Raw genomic sequence first — 19,699 nt, 5'->3', positions numbered from 1 at the left:
AACCGTGACCGCCCGGATCACGCACTTCAGCGTCTACGCCCTCCTCTTCACCGAAGCGGCCGGGGCTGTTCCCACCACAGCAGCGACCGGCGTCCCGACCACCGCCCCGGCAGAAACGGGCGCAGAAGAACTCCCGATGCTCGCCGTTCTCATCGCTGTGATCGCCGTCATCGCCGTCGCGGCCGCCGCATTCTTTTTGATGAAGCGGTAACCCGAAAAACACCTCTTTTTCACACAGGGTTTTCCTGCGCACAACGCGTCAGGCACCGCTTATGTACCCGGAATCCGGGTGGAATCCATGGGAAAAATCACTTTCGCGATCCTGCCGCGCTTCAGGGAGCAGGGCAAGATGCTCAGGCTGTTCTCAACATCCAGATCCGCCGTCTGAAACGTCTGGTACCATCAAAAAAGAGCCCTGATCCGTCCTTTATTCAGGACGGGAAGGGGGCGTCCTCTCACGGCTCCTGCAGAAGGGACGGCTCCCCCGTCAGCGGAAAACCCTGCTGCGGCAGGCCGAGAAGGGCGTTCCCGAGCGATGTCACAAAGATGAAGAGCAGCATGAACGCAACAAGCCAGATCGCAATGAAGATGACCATATCCCGCCGCCGCAGCTCCCGGAACGTCACTGCGCCGGCATTCATTCGCGTCGCCGTCCTGTAGGCATCATAGATGCCGTAGAGCCAGACGACCACCCCGGGCACGACGAAGAGAAAGAGCCCGGCGATCGTCCCGAAGAGGATGGCAAGCCCTTTTGCGAGCTGGCCGTTGTAGACCTGCCCGGCACCGTCGAAGAAGACCGAGAGGAAGAGCGCCGTCCAGGGATTCTTATCCCTCCGCAGATAACTGCCCGGAACGCTCGCCCCGCAGCTCTGGCAGTACTCGACCCCCTCCGACCGGAGCGGCTCTCCGCACGTCTCACAGACCTTTGCCATCACCTCACCTCTCGACCCTGAAATATTGATGAGAGTATATAGCATTTACCCATGCCCCACTCCCTCGGTGCCGTCCGGATGGGACACGGAGGGTGAGCGGCCGGGAGATCTCCAGGATGAAAAGATAAAGGCTTATTGCGCATGATCGAGCGAGTACATCAGCATGGACATGCGGAGAGGTGAGGCGTCCTGGACAAAGATCCGGCAGCGGCGACTCTTCGACGGCGAACCCTTCTATGCCGAACGGCTTTTTCCGACACAGCAGGCTGCACGCAGTTACGCACACCTGCTGGAGGCCCGGGGCAGTGAGGTCAGGGTCGCCCCGACCCATACGGAAGGAGGAAAGCGGGGTTACGCTGTCTATGTCCGGCGGAACCGCTGATCCGGGGCACCGCCCCGGGCACGGTAGTCCTCCCGGACGATGCCGTATATCGCTACATCCTCAAAAACTTCCCATTTCTTCACATGCTGGCGGAGGCGGCCTTCACAGACCAGCCCGCACTTCTCAAGCACCCTCCCCGACGCCGGGTTGCGGATAAAATGGGTGGCGTAGATACGGTTCAGCCCAAGGCCCGCAAACCCATATGCAATGATCGCCGATGCGGCCTCGGTAGCATATCCCCGATTCCAGTAGGGCTTCCCGATCCAGTAGCCAAGCTCGCCGCGCTGGTGCCGCCGGTCAATGTGCATGAGCCCGATCGCACCGATGAGCCTGTCTTCACCGGCCAGTACAACGCCAAAGACCGCGATCTCCCCGAGTAAAAATCCCTCCTCGTGCCCGGCTATCCATGCCTCAGCCGCACCTGGGGGGTAGGGATAGGGAATGTCGAGGGCGTTCGCCGCGATAGCATACTCACCCGCAAGACGCTGCACCTCCGGAGCATCGGCAAACGTCATCGGCCGGAGGAGCAGCCGCGCTGTCGCAAGTGTGGGCTGAACGTTCATACACGGGTCTCCTCGACATCTTCCATTCCGGTACGGTCTCTCGATCATAGTTCTTCCCGTTTCTCCACGAGATGCGACGACATGGAGCACATCTCCATGGCTACTTCCTGCAGATAAACCCCACGGACGATCAGACCGCGAGCATCGGCAGCCGCATACGATCCTGTTCCTGTATATCATCACTGCCGAAGGCATGCTCCCAGATACGTCTCCCTACCGTTCCTGAATGACGACCGACCCGCAGGCGGCGCTGCTCTCCCAGACAACCGTGCCATTGGCGTACCGTATCGTGGCATCGATCGCAACCGTCTCACCCGGGTCCCGGGCGATGGCAACGGTGATTGGATTGGTTTTTGCGATATTTTCGTAGAGCCGGCCCTTAGCCCGCTGGCTGGTGATGCTGTTCCTGGGAACCTCGTACGAGACGTGGTACGTGGTCGGCTCATCGCTCTGCGGGGCGTAGCGGACGATGACCCGGTCCTCGCCGGCGAAAGCTTTCTCGGAGAACGGGCCGGCTTCCCCTGTCGGGACCTGAACCGGCTGCTCGGTCGGTGCAGCATGGCCGGTGGGCGGGACCTGCGGTCCGGTGCATCCGGCCGCCAGTGCCGCCACCGCAACACAGAGAGCGAGAACACCAGGCAGTATCAATCGTGCGGCCATACCATTCATCCGTTGATCCGGAATGCATGTAGCGGTTTTCCCGGTCTGAGACCCGATTATATCGGTTAACACCCGCCAAAAAGGCTTTAAATCTGATTCACTTCAAATTGCAGAGTTCCCAAAGGTATTTTCAGCAACCTTTATCAGGTTTTGTTCTGTATTCCATCATACATGATCAAAGTAGCCATCAACGGGTACGGCACCATCGGAAAAAGGGTGGCCGATGCAGTCGCCGCTCAGCCCGATATGGAAGTGATCGGGGTATCCAAGACCAGTGTCAGTGCAGAGGCATACATTGCAAAGGAGCGTGGGTTTCCTCTCTACATAGCCGACATCGAAAAGCGTGAGTCCTTTGAGAAGGCGGGTATCCCGGTCGCCGGCGACGTCGAGGAGATGATCAAGAAGGCCGACATCGTCGTCGACGCCACGCCGGGCGGTGTCGGGGCGAAGAACAGGCCGATCTACGAGCTCTACAAGAAGAAGGCTATCTTCCAGGGCGGCGAGGACGCAGACGTCGCTGAGATCTCCTTCAACGCCCACGCGAACTACAAGGAAGCCATCGGCAAACAATCCGCCCGCGTCGTCTCCTGCAACACCACCGGCCTCGTCCGCGTCATCCACGCGCTCGACCAGGCATTCGGCGTCGAGAAGGTCCGGGCGGTGATGGTCCGCCGCGGCGGCGACCCGAACGACATCAAGCGCGGACCAATCGATGCCATCGTCTTAAATCCGGTGACTATCCCGAGCCACCACGGCCCCGACGTCAGGACCGTGCTCCCGCACATCAACATCGTCACCCTGGCGATGATCGTCCCGACGACCTTCATGCACATGCACACCGTCCAGGCGGACCTGAAGAAGGAGACGACCCGGGACGCGGTGCTGGAGGTCTTCAGGAGCCACAACCGCATCGGCCTCGTGACCAAGGCGACGAAGATCACGAGCAACGCACAGCTCCGCGAGTACACCCAGGACCTCGGCCGGCCGAGAACCGACCTCTGGGAGAACGGCGTATTCGAGGATTCCGTCTCGGTGCTCGACGGAAAAGAGTTCTACTGCTTCCAGGCGATCCACCAGGAGGCGGACGTCATCCCCGAGAACATCGACGCGATCCGCGCCCTGATGGGAACCGTGAACGATCCCGACGAATCCATCCGGATGACCAACGAGGCACTCGGGTTCGTGGCTATCTAGACGAAGCATTAACACCCCATCAAGCCCACTATTTTTAATGGATCCCTATTCACTGGCAACAAGGAATACAGTAGAGGTCGTCACCGAGGCCGAACTGCGGTCCCTCCTTGACCGGCCTGTAAAGCGGGTCTATGCAGGCTACGAACCGAGCGGTGAGATTCATCTCGGGCATCTCGTCACCGTCAACAAACTGATGGACCTGCAGGAGGCGGGGTTTGAGGTGACCATCCTGATCGCCGACCTCCATGCATTCCTCAACCGGAAAGGGACGATGGACGAGATCCGCGATCTCGCAGAGTACAACCGCCGTTGCTTCGAGGCACTCGGCCTCTCCGGCGTGAACTACGTCCTCGGTTCCGACGTGCAGCTGACGCCCGAGTACGAACTGCAGGTGCTCGAGCTCTCGCAGGAGATCACCGTCAACCGCGCCCGACGGAGCATGGACGAGGTCGGTCGGCAGATGGAGCACCCGTCGGTCTCGCAGATGGTCTACCCCATCATGCAGATGGTGGATATCGCCACCCTGGGAGTCGAAGCTGCGGTCGGCGGGATCGACCAGCGAAAGATCCATATGCTGGCACGCGAACACCTCACCTCCATCGGCTACCCGGCGCCGGTCTGCATTCACACCCCGATCATCAACGGCCTCGACGGCAAGAAGATGTCCTCCTCGGCCGGCAACGTCATCTCGGTCGCAGACTCCGCAGAGGAGATCGAGCGGAAGCTGAAAAAAGCGTTCTGCCCGCCCGAGATCGAGGAGAACCCGGTGCTCCAGGTGCTCCGCTACCACGTCTTCCCGCGCATCGAGACCGTGGTCGTACAGCGGCCCGAGAAGTTCGGCGGTGACCGGGAGTTTCCAACCTACGAAGCGATCGAGCAGGCATACGCCGCCGGTGAGATCCATCCGCTCGACCTGAAGAAGACGGCCGCCCGCTACCTGGCGAAGATCTTTGCCGACGCACACGCCGCCATGAACGAGTGAGGGGACAATGAGCCGTGAAGATATGCAGGAGAAGTTCGATCGCGAGATCGCGGAGATGGGTGTCCGGATCAAGGACGCCGACCAGGTCAAGGTCAGGGGAGACGTCTTTGACGAGGTCACCCTCATCGCCCTCTACAAACTCGTCCACAAGAAGCTGATATCCGCCATCGGGGGATCCATCAGCACCGGGAAGGAGGCGAACGTCTTCTATGGCGAAGAGGACGACCGGGGCATCGCGATCAAGATCTATCGGATCCAGACTGCAAACTTCAAGGCAATGGGCGAGTACTTGATGGGCGACCGAAGGTTTTCGAGCATCAGGGGGTCGCGCAAAGAGATCATCTTCGCCTGGACGAAGAAGGAGTACAGCAACCTGATGCGGGCGCACGATGCCGGGATTCCGGTCCCCGAACCGCTGGCGTTCGACCGGAATATCCTGCTCATGGAGTTCCTCGGAGAGGACGAGATTCCCTATCCGCAACTCCGGGTTGCGGAGATCGACGACCCGGCGGCGACATACCGCGAGATTCTCGGATATATGAAGACCCTTTTTGCGGTTGCACGGCTGGTGCACGCCGATCTCTCAGAATACAATATCCTCTACGCGGAGAGGCCGTATATCATCGATATGGGTCAGGCGGTCGGCCTGGATCACCCGCGGGCTGCTGCATTCCTCTTCCGGGATGTTAAAAATATCAACAGGTTTTTCTCCCGGTACTGTGATGTGCAGGATGAACAGGAGATTATGCAGGAGATCCTGGGCGCCGCCCGCCGGGAACCGTAACACACGAAGAAGGTTGTGACAATGGCAACACAGGAGATAAAAGTTACAGCAAACAGGCTCGGAGCGCTTATCGGCAAGGCCGGCTCCACCAAGCGCGAGATCGAAGAGAAGACAGAGGTCTCCATCCGGATCGACAGTGAAGAGGGTATTGTTGCCGTCGAGGCCGACGATCCGGTCGCCATGCTCTCCGCCGTAGAGATTGTCCGGGCGATCAACAGGGGATTTTCACCGGAACGGGCGTTCCGGCTTCTCGAGGACGAAGACATGATGCTCGACATCATCGACCTCTCCGATCTCGCCGGTTCGACCCGCCAGATGGAGCGGCTCCGCGGCCGGATCATCGGAAAAGCCGGGGCGTCACGCGCCCAGATAGAGGATATGACGAGCACCGGCATCTCGGTGCACGGCAAGACGGTGGCGCTCATCGGCCTTCCCGAGAATATCAAAACCGCGAGGAGTGCCGTCGAGATGCTCATCCAGGGCGTTCCGCACGAGCACGTCTATTCCTTCCTCGATAAGAAGAAGAAAGAAGCGAAGCAGGATATGCTGGAATACTACTACTGATGCGAGACCAGCTGCCCGGTGATACCACAACCGCCATTCTTCAGGAACCGGTTCGGGATCCCGGTCACCCATAACCATGACAACCAGAAAGACGGCCACGTGCAGTGGAAATGAAGGGGTTTGCATGCAGATAGCCGATATCCCGATCTCCCCCGCCCTTGCGGCATGCTATGCTGAGAAGGGGATCGCCACCCTCTACCCCCCGCAGGCAGAATGCGTCGAGAAAGGGCTCTTCGACGGCAAAAACCTCCTCATCGCCATTCCGACGGCAAGCGGCAAGACGCTCGTCGCCGAGATGGCGATGCACCACCATATCGGGAATAGGGGGAAATGCCTCTACATCGTCCCGCTTCGGGCGCTCGCCAGTGAAAAGTACGACGATTTTTCAGGAAAAGGCGTCAGGGTCGGTATCGCCACCGGAGACTTCGACCGCAGGGACGACTACCTTGGGAGAAACGACATCATCGTGGCGACGAGCGAGAAGGTGGACTCACTCCTCCGGAACCGGACTCCCTGGCTTGCCGAGATCAGTCTCCTCGTCCTCGACGAGGTGCACCTCATCGACTCACCCGACCGAGGAGCGACGCTCGAGATGGTGATCGCAAAACTCCGCTACAAAAACCCTGCCATGCAGGTGATCGCCCTCTCCGCAACCATCGGCAACCCGCAGGAGCTCGCGGACTGGATGGACGCGGGTCTCGTGGAGAGCGAGTGGCGGCCGGTCGATCTCCGCGAGGGCGTCTATCACCACGGGTGCATCCACTTCCCTGACTCCGACCGACCGGTGGAGCACCGGACGAAACACGAAGACCTCGACCTCTGCCTGGACACGGTCGGCGAGGGAGGCCAGTGCCTGGTCTTCGTCAGCTCCCGCAAGAACGCGGAGGCGTTTGCAAAACGGGCAGCCGCCGGCCTGAAGCTGGATAATCCCGAGTTGCTGGAGTTTGCCGAGCGGATCCGGGCGAAAGCCGATACCAATACCGAAAAAACGCTCGCCGCCTGTGTCGCGCAGGGCGCCGCCTTCCACCACGCCGGCCTCAAGAAGGAGGAGCGCCGGATCGTCGAGCAGGGGTTCCGGGACGGGCATATCAAAGTGATCTCATCCACCCCGACCCTGGCGGCGGGCCTGAACCTGCCCGCCCGGCGGGTGATCATCCGCGACTACCTCCGCTACAGTGCCGGTGACGGCATGGCACCGATCCCGGTGCGCGAGTACCGGCAGATGGCCGGCAGGGCCGGGCGCCCGCATCTCGACCCCTACGGCGAGGCCGTGCTGATCGCCAAAGGCGAGGATATGATCGACGAACTCTTCGACTGCTACATCGACGCACCCGCCGAGGATGTCCGGAGCCAGTGCGCAAACGAAGCGGTGATCGCATCGCACATCCTCTCCCTTATCGCCACCGGGTTCGCCCGGGAGCACGCAGAGTTGACGGCGTTCATGGAGCGGACGTTCTACGCGGCATCGAAGGGAAGCACGGCCGCGCTCAAGCGGGTGGTGCAGCGGGTGCTCGAGTTTCTGCGGGAGAGCGAGATGATCCTCGAGGTCGGGGAGTGGATCGAGCCGACCGAGTACGGGTCGCTCGTCTCCAGGCTCTACCTGGATCCGCGGAGCGCCGAGACGATCGCAACGACGATCTCCGAGGTGGAGGAGTACAGCGATATCGGTTTTCTGCAGCTCCTCTGCACGACGCCCGACATGCCGACGCTGTACGTGCGCAAAAACGACGCCTACTACCTCGACCGGTTCATCGCCGAACACGCGGAGGATCTCTGGACCGATATCCCCTGGCACGCAAGCGAAGATTTCGAGCGGAGCTTGAAGACTGCGATGCTCCTTGCAGACTGGGCGGATGAGGTCGGCGAGGAGACTATCTGCGAACGCTACGGCGTTGGGCCCGGCGACGTGTATGCGATGGTGGAGAGCGTGAACTGGCTCATCCACGCCAGCCGACACCTGGCGCGGATGTTCGCGCCGGACCTCGCCCGCCCCATCGAGGATATGGAGCTGCGGATGAAGCACGGTATCAGAAAGGAGCTCCTGCCGATCGTCAGGCTCCGCGGGATCGGCCGGGTCCGTGCCCGCAGGCTCTTTAACAACGGTTTCTGCAGTCTCGACGCCATCCGGGAGGCAGGTGTCGAGAAGATTGGCCGCGTTCTCGGATCCGGGATCGCTGCTCAGATCTTCGAGCAGCTGGAAGGGGAGCGCGACGAGATCGCCGCAGACGCGGGGCAGCAGCAGTCGACCCTCTTCCATTTCGGGTGATGAACGATGGACGATATCAGATGTGAACTGTACCAGGCCCGAACCGATATCAGCGAAAAGGTCTCGTTCCTGCAGCAGGTACGCGCGATCGCCGAAAAGTATGGGACGCATATCATCCTCTTTGACGCCGATCGGATGGCCGGCGAGGAGCATGTGCGATCGGCGCTCCGGCATGCATGGCGATCGTACTCCGAAGGAACACCGATCGCGAACTCGTTCGAGATGGAGGCGCTGCTCTATGCCGCCGGAACCAGGCAGTGCCTCCTCGCTGCAAACTACGGGATCCGCACCGGGGAGAACCGGCTCTATGTCGGCATCTGCCCGCCTTCCGGGGGAGCTCGCGACGAGCTCGCGACGGTTCTTCAGTTCGTCGACGAAGACTGGGAGACGATCGACCCGGACAAGGCAAAACGTCTACAGGAGATCTTCGGGATCACCCCGGAAGAACTCGCGGTGGTCGGAAGAGGCCGGATCCAGGACCTCGTTCTTGAGCGGGTTGCTCTTCTCGAGGTCTACCGGTAGTACGGAACCGCTACTGAGAAGCGTGCGTAAGAATGTGCCGGATCTCAGGGATGATGATCTCGCGGGTGGCAAGAGTGACTGCCTTTGATGAACCGGGAATGCAGAAGACCGCCCGACCGCCGATGATGCCGGCTGCTGCCCGGGACAGGATGGCAGCGGTTCCGATCTCCTCGTAACTCTTCAAGCGGAAGAGCTCTCCGAATCCGTCCATCTTCTTTTCAAGAAGCGGTGTGATCGCTTCGATGGTGCAGTCATCGCTGGTAAGACCGGTACCTCCCGTCACGATGATACAGGACGCTTCCCCAAGAGCAGTGTAAACTTCGGATCGTATCCGCTCCATATCGTCGGGAATGACCGCATAATGCATGATCTCGATCTCGGCCTTCTCGAGGAGATCCTTAATAATACAGCCGCTGACATCCGTTTCTTCAGTGCGTGTCGTCGAGACGGTTATGACGGCAGCAGTGACATGAAGTGGTTTATGATGGTTTCTGTCCATATACCAATCTGGTACTCCGGGTAACAGCATTTTACTTTCCGATCTTCCAGGACAAAATACCGAGAATTCCCCCACCCCTTTATTTCCACTGGAGATTCGATCCTCCGCATCCACCCTGAATTGTTTGTCCGTGTTTCTGGCTCTCCAGACGCGATCCGGTCGGTACGCCTCGATCGGATCAGGACCGATCGCGATCGCAGTTTTGATCGTACGCACCTTCGTTTATTTTTTATAGTATGAGAAAGAGAGGTACACATGACTGTTATCATCATCATTCATTTTTGATAATCAGAGATCTGTATCATCATCACACTCCACTGGAAACAAAGGGGTGGGGGAGCTCGACGATCGGGCCTCATCAAAAGATTCTCATATCCTGCCGGGTACGAAAGCTTTCTCACGTATCGGAGTTTGTCTGACATCTCCATTGTTCCACTGGAAACGAAGGGGTTATCTAACCTGAAAACGAACAGCTTATCTGGCAGCGACTCAAAACGATCACGTCCTGGCCATACTCCCCCGGTGACACTATGTCGGACGATGAAACCAACTCTATGGGCTTATTCAAGAAATATCTCACTAATAAAAGGATATTTAAGAATCGCGAAGTACTCAGGCACAGCTACCGGCCACATGTTCTCCCTCACCGAAAACCGCAGATCGATGAGATCGCATCTATTCTTGCGCCGGCGCTGAACAACGAAACACCCTCCAATATTCTGATATATGGGAAGACCGGAACCGGGAAGACGGCATCTGTCAGGTATGTCGGTCTCGAGCTCGAGAGCGCAAGCGGCGTCACCGGGACACGTTGCCGCATCGTCCACCTCAACTGTGAAGTGATCGACACCCAGTACCGGGTGCTGGCGCAGATTGCAAACTGCCTCGAAGATCACGACGACCATCCGAGCGATACCACGAGGACGCACATCCCGATGACCGGATGGCCGACCGACCAGGTGTACATGGAACTCAAAAACCAGCTTGAGGCGAGCGGCGGTGTCATGGTGATCGTTCTCGACGAGATCGACAAACTCGTCAAGAAGAGCGGGGACGATACACTGTATAATCTCACCCGGATCAACTCCGACCTCAAGGAGGCCAAGGTCAGCATCATCGGCATCTCGAACGATCTTCGGTTCACCGACTTCCTCGATCCCCGGGTGCTCTCGTCGCTCTCTGAGGAGGAGATCGTCTTCCCACCCTACAATGCCCCGCAACTCTGCGATATCCTGCAGCAGCGTGCCGACATAGCGTTTGCGGAAGGTGCCCTCGACGAAACGGTCATTCCCCTCTGTGCCGCGCTCGCGGCGCAGGAGCACGGTGACGCCCGCCGGGCGCTGGACCTTCTCCGGGTGTCGGGGGAACTTTCGGATCGTGAGAATGCTACGCTGGTGACGGAACGGCACGTCAAACTTGCCCAGGAGAAGATCGAGACGGACAGCATGGTGGAGTGTGTCTCAACCCTCCCGACCCAGAGCAAGGCCGTCCTCTACGCGATGCTGATCCTTGAGCAGATGGGCAAAAGGATCTTCACGAGCGGCGAGGTCACGATGGTGTACCGGGAGATCGCACGGATCCTCGATCTCGATGTTCTGACGCACCGGCGGATCACCGATCTCATCTCGGAGCTGAATATGCTCGGCGTCATCAACACGCGGGTTGTCTCGCGCGGCCGGTACGGCCGGACCAAGGAGATGTGGTTCGACGCCGCCACCAGCAAGATCGAGGAGGTCGTCCACCGCGATCCGCGTCTCTCGGATCAGCGGCTGAAAGAGATCGACAGCAATCGTTTGAAAGCAATGTTCAGGTGATTTCATGGATGAAACAGATCGTCTGCTCCTCCGCGAGCTGGAGGAGAACTGCCGCATCCCGCTCGGTGAACTTGCGGTGATGGCGGAATGTGATGAGCGCGAGGTCGAGGAACGCATCAGGAAGCTTGAGGAACTGGGCGCGATCCGGAAATACGCTGCATTTGTCGACTGGGAACGGGCAGGTGACGGTCTGGTTACCGCCGTTATCGAGCTGAAGGTGTCGCCGGAACGGGACTACGGCTACGACCGGATTGCGGACAGGATCGCCCGGTTCCGGCAGGTGCGGTCGCTTCGGCTGATGACCGGCGCATACGACCTCCAGCTCCTCGTCGTCGGCGGGAGCATGCATGAGATTGCCCGGTTTGTCTCCGAACAGATCGCTCCCATGGACAGTATCCGGGAGACGGCGACGCACATCACCATGAAATCCTACAAGGAGAACGGCACCATCCTTGCTGAACACGATGAGGTGGAACGCCTCCCATATTCGTTCTGAGGCGACGAAATGAGGGATTTTATCTCTGAGCGAGCCCGCGTCATCCCTCCGTCAGGCATCCGGAAGTTCTTCGACATTGCCCTGACAATGGACGACGTCATCTCGCTCGGGGTCGGTGAACCCGACTTTTGCACCCCCTGGAACATCTGCGAGGCGAGCATCTACTCCATCGAGCAGGGCGTTACGAACTACACCTCGAACAAAGGCACGCCTCAGCTTAGGGCCGCGATCTCCCGGTATCTTGATGCGCGGTTTCACACGCCCTACGACCCCGAGAGTGAGATCATCGTTACGAACGGGGTTTCAGAGGCGGTGGATATCGCCATCCGCTCCGTTGTGGATGCCGGTGACGAGGTGCTGGTTGCCGAGCCGTGCTATGTCTCGTATTCCCCGTGCGTCACCCTTGCCGGCGGCACGCCGGTCCCGGTCCCCTGCACGGCAGAGACCGAATTTCGGCTGACTGCAGATGCGCTGATGGAGCGGATCACCGGTAGGTCGAAGGTGGTCATCGCCAACTTCCCGAACAACCCTACGGGCGGCACCATGAGCGAGGCAGATTACCGGGCGGTTGCGGACGTGATCGTCGATCATGACCTCCTCCTGATCAGCGATGAGGTCTACGCCGAGCTCACCTACGACGGGCAGCACTTCTCGCCGGCATCGCTTCCCGACCTTGCGGAGCGGACGATTACCCTGAACGGGTTTTCAAAGGCATTTGCCATGACCGGCTGGCGGATCGGGTACCTCTGCGCACCGCCGCAGATAACGACCGCGGCGTTGAAGATCCACCAGTACGTTGCCCTCTGCGCTCCGGTCATGGCCCAGATTGCTGCGTACGAGGCGCTCCGGAACGGCGCTGCCGAGATGAATGCAATGGTGCGGGAGTACCACGTCCGGAGAAATCTCTTTGTGGACGGCCTGAACCGGCTCGGGCTCACCTGCCATGTTCCCAAGGGTGCATTCTATGCCTTCCCCTCGGTGGAGAGTACGGGGATGACAGATCCGGAGTTTGCCGAGTCTCTCCTCCGGGAGCAGCACGTTGCGGTTGTACCGGGCAGCGTTCTCGGCGGACCCGGGCACGTCCGGTGTGCCTACGCCGTCTCCCGTGCGGATCTGAAAACAGCGCTCGAGCGTATGGAAGCGTTCCTCTGCGGGCTGAAAACCTGAAATCTCTTAAAACCTCTCTATTCTCAATGAGAAGCTTTTTTATAGCTTCTTTCTGCCGATGGAACCTGCAAATTAATCTTTGTCCGACGAACGGAGGTCGGAGAACCCCTTTATTTCCAGTGGAGATGGTGATTTATTCGGCGATTTTTTTCATGCCGGGATCAGGGGCGCTCCGATCCGATGATACGTGTGCGGTACGTCAATTACCCCAAGATCCTCCCGGTTCTGCATGACCGCATGGTTTTGGAACATTCGGGACATCAACGATCCCGGTTGGCCAGAGGAACTCGTGAGAATGGGCGGGGATGGTAAAGATCCGTCAGTTCCACAGGAAACAAAGGGGTCTAAACAGATGTACATATTGTCTGTCCCGCATCTTCTTCGTGCCAGGTGCACCGGAGCACCCATCCCCATATACTCCGGCGTGGTATATTCAAACGAGGAAAAAGCGATGCAGAAAGCAGCAGTAAACGCATTCGTCGATATCATTGCGCTGATCGCGTTCATTCCCTCCTTCGTATCGGGACTGGTCCTAGAGTCGTCCTTCCCCCGGCTGGAGGCTTTCGCGGCGGCGCCGGGGTTGTTACGACCAACATCTTTCTCGGCATTGCCAGGAGCGGCTGGCAGGATCTGCATAATGCTGCGAGCCTTATCTTTGCGGCGTTCGTCGTCGTGCATCTCCTCCTCCGCTGGCGGTACCTGAGAGGCTTCGGGCGCATCTTCAGCCGTGCGAGCGGGACATCCGATAGGGGGCGAAATCTTCTCGGCGCTCACGGGTGTTGCTATCATCGCAGAGCAGCGGAAATGACCTGGTTTTTCCCTGGTTTTCCCGGTTTTGCAGCCCTGGAGTAAACGAGCACATTCGGTGCTTTTATCACTATGAATCACTCCATCCTACTTGATAGAACAATGAGTTGTACAGTTATCGTCGGCGGATTCTTCGGGGACGAAGGAAAGGGGAAGATTGTTGCACACGTTGCCCACGAGGACAGTCCGACTATCATCTCGCGCGGCGGTGTCGGACCGAATGCCGGTCACACCGTCCTCGTCGGGGATACGGAGTACGGAGTCCGGATGGTGCCGTCGGGCTTTGTGTACCCGGATGCCCGCCTAATGATCGGCAGCGGCGTTCTGGTCGACCCGCGGGTGTTTTTAAAAGAGGTTGACCTTGTCGGCGTGGATGACCGGATCTTCGTGGACGGGCGTTGCGGCATCATCGAGGAGGAGCATATCAAGCGTGACCGCGGCAGTGAACATCTCAAGACCAAGATCGGCAGCACCGGCACCGGTTGCGGCCCGGCGAACGCCGACCGGGTGATGCGGACCTCCCGGCAGGCGAAGGACGTGCCGGAGCTCGCCAAATATATCACCGATGTCCCGCTGGAGGTCAATACCGCCATCGAGAAGGGGGAGACAGTACTGCTCGAAGGCACACAGGGCTTCGGTATCTCTCTCTACTACGGGACATACCCGTATGTCACCAGCAAGGATACATCCGCATCGCAGATCGCCGCCGACAACGGTGTCGGCCCGACGAGGATCGACGACGTCATCGTCGTTTTCAAGGCGTACCCGACACGCGTGGGCGAAGGCCCCTTTACCACCGAGATGACGATGCAGAAGTCCCATGACCTCGGCATCGAAGAGTTCGGTACTGTTACGCGGCGGCAGCGCCGGATCGGTCTCTGGGACGGGGAGATGGCCCGGTATTCGGCGATGATCAACGGCGCCACCCAGGCGGCGATCACCGGCATCGACCGGATCGACCCTGCCTGTTACGGTGTCACCGAGTACGACAGGCTCACTGCCAAGGCACGGGACTTCATCACGCAGGCGGAGAAGGACATTCGCGCGCCGGTCACCCTGATCTCGACCGGGCCGGAGATGTCCCAGATCATCGATCTGAGGAAGGAGCTATGAGACGGGACCTTCTTGATATTCTCTGCTGCCCGGTCTGCAAGGGCGGACTCGTGCTGACGGTTGTGGAAGAGAATGACGAGGAGATCCTTGAAGGAAGTCTCCTGTGTGAGGCATGCGGCGCGTCGTATCCGATATGCGCGGGGATTCCGAACCTCCTCCCCCCCGGGATCGAGTGAGGACGAGCGAGTAACGATGCCGGTCGATATCCACCTGAACAGGCGAGGCATCAACTCCATCGAGGTACCTGCCGAGATAACGGTTCCTGCAGGGAGCGATCTCTCCGTCAACCTGATCAATCACGGCGCTCCCCTGCACCTGACACTCTCTTCCCAGAACTCCGGGATGTTCACCGATTTTTTCCACGCCAACCTCTACATCGTCGACCGTGATACGTTCACGATCCCCGTGCGGCCGGACGCCTATCCCGGCTTCTTCGACGTTGCCGTGATCACCGGCTACGGTGCGAGAAAGGCGCAGCTGCGGGTGGTCGTCCACCCGATGCCCGAAGCCCCGCCCCCGGAACCGAAGATGCCCGAGCCGGAACTGCAGGCTTCTGTGCGCAGGACGCACCCACTCCTCCCGGCAGGTCTCCTCGTCGGCGCCGCGCTGGTGCTGTACGGCCTCTGGCTCGTTCTGCAGATCGATACTCTCAATTACGCTGCATTCCTCGCACTGCTTGCCGGGGTTCTCGCACTATGGTTCTGGCGGCGTTCGTAGTCGCTGCCTCGCTGTTTATCGACCGGGTGATCGGTGACCCCCGTTCGCCGTTTCATCCGGTTGCCCTGCTCGGCCGCTTCATCGGGTGGTGGGGAGTCCCTTCCCGGTATCCGGCTGCTCTCCAGCGCGGCGTCGGGCTGCTCGCCGGGCTCGGAACCGCGCTGCTCTTCGCCGCACCGTTCCTCGCGGTGCAGGTCTACGCCCCTGCTCTCGTCTACCTGATTGCAGCCCCGTTTCTCCTGAAGGTCTGTTTTGCCTGGCGGGCGCTCGAAGAGCACACGCGCGCCGTCGTTGTTGCGGCGGCAGCGAGCGACCTTGAGCAGGGTCGCCGGGCCGCAGGCATGATGGTGAGCCGTGACACCGCCTCCCTCGACCGGGAGCACGTCCTCTCCGCTGCATACGAGTCGATGACCGAGAACCTGGTCGACAGCATCGTCTCGCCGCTCGTGTACTTCGGCATCTTCGGGCTTGCAGGCGCGGCCTTCTTTCGCGCCGCCAACACCATGGACGCGATGCTCGGCTATCGGGACGAGCGCGAACAGCTCGGCTGGTTTCCGGCCCGCCTCGACGATCTCCTCAACTACATCCCGGCGCGGATCTGCGGCGCAATCCTGCTCGTCTACTTTGCATTCCACGGGCGCTTCTGGCAGTCGTACACGATCCTCCGGCGCGACGCACGCAGACGAGCGGGCATCAACGGCGGCATTCCGATGGCTGCGATAGCGGGAGGGGTCGGGATCCGGCTCGAAAAGCCGGGAGCCTATGTGATAGGAGACGCCGAACGGTCGCTCGATGAGGCCGGAGAAGAGATCATCCGCGCCGTCCGTGCTGCGACCTGTATCTTCGCGGTTCTCCTGATCGCCGCACTATTTTTATTGGGGACAGCGAGCAATATATGAGAATAATGAAACTCGAGGAACTGAGATTCGGCACCGAGCTGATCAAGCGCGGGTTTGCATCCATGCAGAAGGGGGGCGTGATTATGGACGTCGTGAACGCGGAGCAGGCGTTGATAGCCGAAGAGGCCGGCGCCGTCGCCGTCATGGCGCTGGAGAGGGTCCCGGCAGATATCAGGAAGGCCGGAGGCGTCGCCCGCATGGCCGACCCGACGAAGATCCTTGAGATCATCGATGCGGTCTCCATCCCGGTCATGGGGAAGGTCAGGATAGGCCACTTTGTCGAGGCGCAGGTTCTGGAGGCGCTCGGGGTCGATATGATCGACGAGAGCGAGGTGCTGACGCCGGCGGACGAGCAGTTCCACGTCGATAAGACGGGCTTCACCGTGCCGTTCGTCTGCGGTGCCCGGAACCTCGGCGAAGCCCTTCGGCGGGTGAACGAGGGAGCGGCGATGATCCGGACGAAGGGCGAGGCCGGCACCGGCAACGTCGTCGAGGCTGTCCGGCACATGCGTGCGATCATGGGCGAGATCCGGGCGCTTGAGGGCATGAGCAGCCAGGAGCTGATCGCACGGGCGCGTGAGATCGAGGCGCCGGCAGACCTCGTGGCCGAGTGCGCCCGGCTCGGTCGCCTCCCGGTGGTGAACTTCTCCGCAGGCGGCATCGCCACGCCCGCAGATGCGGCGCTGATGATGCAGCTCGGCGCGGACGGCGTCTTCGTCGGCTCCGGGATCTTCAAGTCAGGGAGCCCCGAACGGATGGCGAAGGCGGTCGTCGAGGCGGTCAACAACTACACTGATCCGAAGGTCCTCGCCGACGTGAGCAGCGGGCTCGGGGAGGCGATGCCGGGTCTTGACGTGAAGACCCTGCGCGACGACGAGAGGCTTGCGGAACGTGGCTGGTAAGATCGGGGTGCTGGCCCTTCAGGGCGACGTCAGCGAGCATATCGGGGCCTTCGAGCGGGCGCTCGGGCCGGGAGCGGAGACGCGGGTCGTTGCCGTTCGGCGAGCGGAGCAGATAGCGGACCTCGATGCCATCGCGCTCCCCGGAGGTGAGTCGACCACGATATCCCGGCTCATCGAGAAGAACGGCATGCACCGCCTGCTCGCCGAGTTCGAGGGCGGAATTTTTGCCACCTGTGCCGGGATGGTTCTGGTGGCGAGTGAGGTGGACGATCCCCGGGTATCTCCGCTCGGCATTCTGGACATAGGGGTGGAGCGCAACGCTTTCGGCCGGCAGGCAGAGTCCCACGAGGCGTACCTCGAGATAGCGGGCCTCGATGAGCCGTTCCACGCTATCTTTATCAGGGCGCCGCTCGCTTCCCGCGTCGGAGCCGGTGTTGAGGTGCTCGCCCGGACGGAACTGGGTGTTGTGGCCGTCCGGCAGGGGCGGCATATGGCTTTTTCCTTCCACCCCGAGCTCGCCGGCGATCTCCGCCTGCACCGGCTGTTCCTCGAGAATCTCTCCCTCTGATCGGGCAGATGCCCGGAATCCTACCGATACTGTTTTGTTCTGCCGGCTTTGCGTGCCGCGAAACGGCTATGGAAGAGACCTGATGAAAATGGTGATCCTTAAGACCTCCCGGGTGGAGGGAGAGGATATTATGAAACAGAAAGTTCTCTTTGTCTGTACGCACAACGCCGGCCGGTCGCAGATGGCGGAGGGGTACCTGAACGCCTGTTACGCCGATCGCTATGAAGCCTTTTCTGCCGGCACCGATCCGACGGCCGTCAACCCTTCCGTCGTCCGGGCGATGGGCGAGATCGGGATTGATATATCCGGGCAACGCTCGAAGGAGATCGCCGAGTTCGACGAGCAGGAGATGGACGTCATGGTTGCCATGTGCGAAGGCGGGGTATGCCCGTTCTTCCCCTGGGCAAACGAGGAGATCCACCGGAGCTTCCCCGATCCGGCTGCGCTCTCCGGCACCGACGACGAGATCCTGGAGGGTATCCGGCGTATCCGTGACGAGATAACCGGGTGGATCGACGAGACGTTCGGGGAACGGTGAGGTGCGAGGCCGGGGAATTAAATATATTATATTTACTTCTTTAAAAATTCAATAAGCAATAGTTAAATTATTTTACAAATCACTTTTGTTAAGGTAAAATTATGCCCCGGGGCCACTGCCGCCGTCGACGGGTATCCCTCGGATGCGGCAGGCCGGTGGCCTCGCCGGGTTTTCGGACCTGAAGCGTGCCTGCCGTGCACGCTGCCGGACCCGGCAGCAATCAAAGAAAGGAGAGATTACTATCACACGAAAACAGTCCCTTCTGGGCATTCTACTCATCATCGGCATCTGTGCCGCATGTTTTGCATCGGCCTGTATAGCGGCATCGCAGGAGCAGCCTTCAACACCCGCCAACCGTACCATCGCCGACATGGCGGGGCGCGAAGTCGTTGTTCCGGCGGAGATCGAGAGTGTCCTCTGCACATCGCCGCCGTCGGCGATGCTTGTCTATATGGTCGCGCCGGAGAAGCTGCTGGGGTGGAATTTCGCGCCTACGGAAGTGTCGAAGCGCTATATTCCGGAACCCTACGCCTCCCTTCCTGAGGTCGGCGGGTGGTTCGGGAAACAGACCGGCAACTACGAGACGTTCATCTCGATGCATCCCGATATCGTGCTGGAAGGCTTCAATGTCGGCGGCAGCGTCAATGATACGGTCGCCGAGCGGCAGCAGAAGATGGGCTCCATCCCTGTCGTCGCGGTCGAGGATACGGTGAATGCATCCGGATATGCGGCACCTATCAGGTTCGCCGGCGACCTGCTCGGCGAGGAAGAGCACGCCGCCGCGATGATAGCCTTCTATGACGGCGTTCTGGCTACCGTGACGGAGCGGGTCGCCGCAATCCCGGAGGATGAGCGGGTGCGGGTCTACTACGCAGAGGGGCCCGAAGGGCTCTGGACGGACCCGTCCAGTTCGCAGCACGCGGAACTGATCGATCTCTGCGGCGGGAAGAACGTTGCCGACTGCGTGCTGAATCCGGGGTACGGCAGAACCGAGGTCTCCATGGAGCAGGTTCTCACCTGGAACCCGGAGGTCATTCTTGTCGGCGATCCGGTCTTCTACAAGTCGGTCGGAAGCGACCCGCGCTGGCAGGATATCACGGCCGTGCAGACGCACCGGGTGTATATGATCCCGACGACGGCCTTCTGCTGGTTTGACCGTCCGCCCGGCATCAACCGGATCATCGGCATTCCCTGGACCGCAAAGACCCTCTATCCGGATCGGTTCGAGGATATGGATCTTGCAGGCCTGGTCCGTGAGTTCCATGAGATGTACCTGCACACGACCCTTTCAAACGACGAGATTGAGCAGCTGCTCCATCCGTGAGGAACT

Annotated in this window: 25 protein-coding genes; 20 read left to right on the top strand and 5 right to left on the bottom strand. The window is 60.1% G+C overall.

Annotated features, from left to right (window positions below; all coding sequences use genetic code 11):
* Positions 1-211: hypothetical protein (locus tag FGU65_RS08300; RefSeq protein ID WP_301663970.1), on the top strand; the 211-nt coding region annotated here is incomplete at its 5' end.
* Between the two features lie 244 nt (positions 212-455).
* Here FGU65_RS08300 and FGU65_RS08295 read toward each other — a convergent pair.
* Complete coding sequence (locus tag FGU65_RS08295) at positions 456-932, bottom strand: DUF5683 domain-containing protein (RefSeq protein ID WP_301663969.1); 477 nt, start codon at positions 930-932, stop codon at positions 456-458.
* Positions 933-1,095: 163 nt separating this feature from the next.
* Between FGU65_RS08295 and FGU65_RS08290 the strand changes: the two genes are divergently transcribed.
* Complete coding sequence (locus FGU65_RS08290; protein WP_301663968.1) at positions 1,096-1,314, top strand: hypothetical protein; 219 nt, start codon at positions 1,096-1,098, stop codon at positions 1,312-1,314.
* On the opposite strand, the gene FGU65_RS08285 is transcribed toward FGU65_RS08290, so the two are convergent.
* Positions 1,293-1,877 (bottom strand): GNAT family N-acetyltransferase, encoded by a 585-nt coding sequence (locus FGU65_RS08285; RefSeq protein ID WP_301663967.1) that lies wholly within the window; start codon positions 1,875-1,877, stop codon positions 1,293-1,295. The genes FGU65_RS08290 and FGU65_RS08285 overlap by 22 nt on opposite strands.
* 213 nt (positions 1,878-2,090) lie before the next feature.
* Positions 2,091-2,537, bottom strand: coding sequence for a hypothetical protein (locus tag FGU65_RS08280; RefSeq protein ID WP_301663966.1), 447 nt, complete (start codon positions 2,535-2,537; stop codon positions 2,091-2,093).
* Between the two features lie 171 nt (positions 2,538-2,708).
* On the opposite strand from FGU65_RS08280, the gene FGU65_RS08275 reads away from it, so the two are divergent.
* The 6 genes from FGU65_RS08275 (at position 2,709) to cgi121 (ending at position 8,849) form a co-directional block, all read left to right on the top strand.
* Entirely contained in the window at positions 2,709-3,731 is a 1,023-nt protein-coding gene (locus FGU65_RS08275) for a type II glyceraldehyde-3-phosphate dehydrogenase (RefSeq protein ID WP_301663965.1), read from the top strand.
* Between the two features lie 37 nt (positions 3,732-3,768).
* Positions 3,769-4,713 (top strand): tyrosine--tRNA ligase, encoded by a 945-nt coding sequence (locus tag FGU65_RS08270; protein ID WP_301663964.1) that lies wholly within the window; start codon positions 3,769-3,771, stop codon positions 4,711-4,713.
* A gap of 7 nt (positions 4,714-4,720) precedes the next feature.
* On the top strand, positions 4,721-5,497 hold the full coding sequence (locus tag FGU65_RS08265) for a serine protein kinase RIO (protein ID WP_301663963.1): 777 nt from the start codon (positions 4,721-4,723) through the stop codon (positions 5,495-5,497).
* Between the two features lie 21 nt (positions 5,498-5,518).
* Positions 5,519-6,061 (top strand): KH domain-containing protein, encoded by a 543-nt coding sequence (locus FGU65_RS08260; protein ID WP_301663962.1) that lies wholly within the window; start codon positions 5,519-5,521, stop codon positions 6,059-6,061.
* A gap of 124 nt (positions 6,062-6,185) precedes the next feature.
* Positions 6,186-8,327: an ATP-dependent DNA helicase gene (locus FGU65_RS08255; RefSeq protein ID WP_301663961.1), complete on the top strand. Its 2,142-nt coding sequence runs from the start codon at positions 6,186-6,188 to the stop codon at positions 8,325-8,327.
* A 6-nt stretch (positions 8,328-8,333) separates the two neighbouring features.
* Positions 8,334-8,849, top strand: a complete 516-nt coding sequence (gene cgi121, locus FGU65_RS08250; protein WP_301663960.1) for a KEOPS complex subunit Cgi121 — start codon at positions 8,334-8,336, stop codon at positions 8,847-8,849.
* 10 nt (positions 8,850-8,859) lie between these two features.
* On the opposite strand, the gene FGU65_RS08245 is transcribed toward cgi121, so the two are convergent.
* Positions 8,860-9,348 (bottom strand): MogA/MoaB family molybdenum cofactor biosynthesis protein, encoded by a 489-nt coding sequence (locus tag FGU65_RS08245; protein WP_301663959.1) that lies wholly within the window; start codon positions 9,346-9,348, stop codon positions 8,860-8,862.
* Between the two features lie 530 nt (positions 9,349-9,878).
* On the opposite strand from FGU65_RS08245, the gene FGU65_RS08240 reads away from it, so the two are divergent.
* From FGU65_RS08240 to FGU65_RS08230, 3 genes are read left to right on the top strand one after another with little or no spacing between them, the layout of a single operon-like run.
* The gene (locus FGU65_RS08240) at positions 9,879-11,162 is read left to right on the top strand and encodes an ORC1-type DNA replication protein (protein WP_301663958.1); all 1,284 of its coding nucleotides are present in this window, start codon (positions 9,879-9,881) and stop codon (positions 11,160-11,162) included.
* Between the two features lie 4 nt (positions 11,163-11,166).
* The gene (locus tag FGU65_RS08235) at positions 11,167-11,658 is read left to right on the top strand and encodes an Lrp/AsnC family transcriptional regulator (RefSeq protein WP_301663957.1); all 492 of its coding nucleotides are present in this window, start codon (positions 11,167-11,169) and stop codon (positions 11,656-11,658) included.
* A gap of 9 nt (positions 11,659-11,667) precedes the next feature.
* Positions 11,668-12,825 (top strand): aminotransferase class I/II-fold pyridoxal phosphate-dependent enzyme, encoded by a 1,158-nt coding sequence (locus FGU65_RS08230; RefSeq protein WP_301663956.1) that lies wholly within the window; start codon positions 11,668-11,670, stop codon positions 12,823-12,825.
* 150 nt (positions 12,826-12,975) lie between these two features.
* On the opposite strand, the gene FGU65_RS08225 is transcribed toward FGU65_RS08230, so the two are convergent.
* Entirely contained in the window at positions 12,976-13,503 is a 528-nt protein-coding gene (locus FGU65_RS08225; RefSeq protein ID WP_301663955.1) for a hypothetical protein, read from the bottom strand.
* Here FGU65_RS08225 and FGU65_RS15895 point away from each other — a divergent pair.
* From FGU65_RS15895 to FGU65_RS08185, 9 genes are all read left to right on the top strand, one after another.
* The gene (locus FGU65_RS15895; protein ID WP_367652369.1) at positions 13,420-13,677 is read left to right on the top strand and encodes a DUF4405 domain-containing protein; all 258 of its coding nucleotides are present in this window, start codon (positions 13,420-13,422) and stop codon (positions 13,675-13,677) included. The two genes, FGU65_RS08225 and FGU65_RS15895, sit on opposite strands and share 84 nt — an antisense overlap.
* Positions 13,678-13,734: 57 nt before the next feature.
* Complete coding sequence (locus tag FGU65_RS08220; RefSeq protein WP_301663954.1) at positions 13,735-14,745, top strand: adenylosuccinate synthetase; 1,011 nt, start codon at positions 13,735-13,737, stop codon at positions 14,743-14,745.
* A complete protein-coding gene (locus FGU65_RS08215) occupies positions 14,742-14,921 on the top strand; it encodes a methytransferase partner Trm112 (protein ID WP_301663953.1) in 180 nt (59 codons plus the stop codon). The genes FGU65_RS08220 and FGU65_RS08215 overlap by 4 nt, the downstream gene beginning before the upstream one ends.
* A gap of 16 nt (positions 14,922-14,937) precedes the next feature.
* Entirely contained in the window at positions 14,938-15,462 is a 525-nt protein-coding gene (locus FGU65_RS08210; protein WP_301663952.1) for a DUF7524 family protein, read from the top strand.
* A complete protein-coding gene (gene cbiB / locus FGU65_RS08205; RefSeq protein WP_301663951.1) occupies positions 15,441-16,361 on the top strand; it encodes an adenosylcobinamide-phosphate synthase CbiB in 921 nt (306 codons plus the stop codon). The genes FGU65_RS08210 and cbiB overlap by 22 nt, the downstream gene beginning before the upstream one ends.
* A 5-nt stretch (positions 16,362-16,366) precedes the next feature.
* A complete protein-coding gene (gene pdxS, locus FGU65_RS08200; RefSeq protein WP_301663950.1) occupies positions 16,367-17,263 on the top strand; it encodes a pyridoxal 5'-phosphate synthase lyase subunit PdxS in 897 nt (298 codons plus the stop codon).
* On the top strand, positions 17,253-17,831 hold the full coding sequence (gene pdxT, locus FGU65_RS08195) for a pyridoxal 5'-phosphate synthase glutaminase subunit PdxT (RefSeq protein WP_301663949.1): 579 nt from the start codon (positions 17,253-17,255) through the stop codon (positions 17,829-17,831). Before pdxS ends, pdxT begins: the two co-directional genes overlap by 11 nt.
* A gap of 130 nt (positions 17,832-17,961) precedes the next feature.
* On the top strand, positions 17,962-18,369 hold the full coding sequence (locus tag FGU65_RS08190) for an arsenate reductase ArsC (protein ID WP_301663948.1): 408 nt from the start codon (positions 17,962-17,964) through the stop codon (positions 18,367-18,369).
* 142 nt (positions 18,370-18,511) lie between these two features.
* Complete coding sequence (locus FGU65_RS08185) at positions 18,512-19,693, top strand: ABC transporter substrate-binding protein (protein ID WP_301663947.1); 1,182 nt, start codon at positions 18,512-18,514, stop codon at positions 19,691-19,693.
* Positions 19,694-19,699 lie beyond the last annotated feature (6 nt).

This window comes from Methanoculleus frigidifontis (assembly GCF_030464345.1).
In the GTDB taxonomy this organism is placed as follows: Archaea; Halobacteriota; Methanomicrobia; order Methanomicrobiales; family Methanoculleaceae; genus Methanoculleus_A; species Methanoculleus_A frigidifontis.
This window is presented reverse-complemented; position numbering and strand designations above follow the sequence as displayed.